The sequence below is a fragment of the Collinsella sp. AF11-11 genome, from assembly GCF_003465485.1.
Lineage (GTDB): Bacteria > Actinomycetota > Coriobacteriia > Coriobacteriales > Coriobacteriaceae > Collinsella.
Genome location: NZ_QSAS01000033.1, coordinates 1 through 2,208 on the forward strand (window position 1 = coordinate 1; position 2,208 = coordinate 2,208).

At 61.9% G+C, this 2,208-nt stretch carries 2 protein-coding genes and 2 pseudogenes; 3 read left to right on the top strand and 1 reads right to left on the bottom strand.

Going from position 1 to position 2,208, the window contains the following annotated elements; translation table 11 throughout:
• Positions 1-207 (top strand): annotated as a pseudogene (locus DWV58_RS09680) (XRE family transcriptional regulator); the annotation flags it as partial.
• Between the two features lie 235 nt (positions 208-442).
• Here the strand turns inward: DWV58_RS09680 and DWV58_RS10065 are convergent.
• Complete coding sequence (locus tag DWV58_RS10065; RefSeq protein WP_229055578.1) at positions 443-1,576, bottom strand: helix-turn-helix transcriptional regulator; 1,134 nt, start codon at positions 1,574-1,576, stop codon at positions 443-445.
• A gap of 350 nt (positions 1,577-1,926) precedes the next feature.
• Between DWV58_RS10065 and DWV58_RS10070 the strand changes: the two are divergent.
• Positions 1,927-2,085 (top strand): annotated as a pseudogene (locus DWV58_RS10070) (helix-turn-helix domain-containing protein); the annotation flags it as partial.
• 34 nt (positions 2,086-2,119) lie between these two features.
• The coding region (locus DWV58_RS10075) for a helix-turn-helix transcriptional regulator (protein WP_233540508.1) at positions 2,120-2,208 on the top strand (89 nt) is incomplete at its 3' end.

The window sequence follows — 2,208 nt, forward strand, 5'->3', positions numbered from 1 at the left end:
CGCATCAAGCGCGAGAACGACCTGGTGACATACCGCGAGATCCTCGCCTTCATGAACGGCGAGGCGGACATCGAGCGCGATCCGCGGGCACTCCCCCGCCGCGCGTGGCCGACGAAGCACCGACTGGCGTACGACTTGCTGACCTTCTTCGCCGCAGCCGCCATCGGCGGAGCACTCGGCTTTGCCGTGTGGGGGCTGCTGAACTAGAGGCAGCATCTGCCGAAGTCCGCATCACGCGCGTCAAGAATCAGCGCTTTGGGCGCCAGCGTTGCGCTCGTGATGCGGACTCGAAGGTGCCCGCAGCCGAAGACTTCAAATTGACGGCAAGCACTAGCTTGAGGCCCACTCCACGCCGGCAATACAGCACCACCCAGCAAAATGCGGGCGGCCCCGGCACACCCGAGGCCGCCCGCTTCATTCAGACGGATGTCTTCGAACGCCTCTACTCCCTATCGCCGCATGCAGCCGCATCATTCTCATCGTCATCGTCGATAACGATAAGGGCGATAGCGGAGCCCAAGCTACCGACGACCCACGGGAGCCAGAACAGGCCGCCGATCCCCTCGGACGCATCCATGGCAGCACCGACGAACAGCCAGATGAGCGCGATGATGGTGGAGGCGAGCATGATCACGACGCAAGCCCTCTTCTTGCGCGCCGCTGTACGGCGATACTTGGGATTGCACGCGCGCAGATACGCCTCGCGGCTCTGGGGATCCAGCTGCGACAGCTCCTCCGCACTCAATTCGACCGTCTCGAGCCACTCCTTGTTGTACTCCGCGACATCCATGCGGCCCCACAGCATGCCCCAGTGGACAATCACCCCAACACCGACGGCGACCAGGACCATCATCAGCGTGTCGCCATATACCTGGACGTTCGCCTCCACCTCAAACAGCGCCGATACGGCGATGCCAAGAAGGATGATCGCGATACCCGAAACGATCGCGATCGAAGCACGACGACGCTCTGCCGCCTTTTGCTCTGCGGTGTAAAAGTCCGCAACATACGGATGGGCTTCCACAAAAGCCGCGTGCTCCATGCCGGATGGAATAAGGAATCCCAAGCCAGCGGCAACGAGCGCGAACAACGCCATGAGGACGATTCCGTCTGAGTGCAGGACCTCATCGGTGAAGACCGCGGCGGCGACCCCCAGGATGATGAGCGCCACACCGAGTGCGACCTTGCGGGCAAATGCGACCATGTGCTCGTCATAGCCGCATACATCCGTGTTGGGACCGACGGGGATCGCGGGCACAAAGGCGGATCCGATGTCGGACAACGAGTTCCGCCCGTGCGGAGCCTCGACGCGGACGACGGCGTTCCCATCGTTTTGCACGCCATCCGCGGCGCTCTGGCTCACGGCCGCGCGGCGCGACACGTCACCCTGCACCAGGTCATCGAGCGAGCACTCGAAAATCTGGCACATTTTGATGAGCTTATCCATCTCCGGGTAGGACTTCTCGGCCTCCCACTTGGTGACGGACTGGCGGGATACCCCAAGCAGCATGGCGAGCTGCTCCTGGGTCATATGGCGCTCGGCGCGCAGATACTGAAGGTTGGTACGGAAGCTCATAGTAGGTCCTCTCGTTGGCTGGAAGCGGGCACGCGGGCGTCGTGATCTTGGCTCACGGCGACGGCGCGGGCGCGGCATCCCAGCGTTCGGTGCTTTCCTGCCGGCGACTTACACACTACGGTAGCCACATGGCGGAAACCACCAACTTGAGGCTTCATTTTACGCAACCTGCAGGCACCCTATGGTTGCAAACCGCAGGTAGATTGAATGGACGTCAAATTATTAGGAGCTTGCATCACCTGTGAACTCAAACGGTCCCCGCCGATGTTACGACCCGTTGCTTGCGGCAACGGGCCATCTGCGGGCAGCATTGCGGTAACGTAGGAACCGGGCGAGAGAAAGGATCCGCCATGCTGAACGAGAACATCCAGGCCCTCAGGAAATCGAAAGGGCTATCGCAGGAGGAGCTCGCGCTCAAGCTGAACGTGGTGAGGCAGACGGTTTCCAAATGGGAACGCGGGCTCTCGGTGCCCGACGCGGAGATACTCGTCGCCCTCGGTGAGACGCTCGACGTGCCGGTGAGCAAAGACGAGGCGCGAGGCGATGGGGCTCTCCCAAGAACAGCTCGCCGAGAAACTCTACGTGTCGCGTCAGACGATCAGCAACTGGGAGCGGGACAAGACGTATCCGGA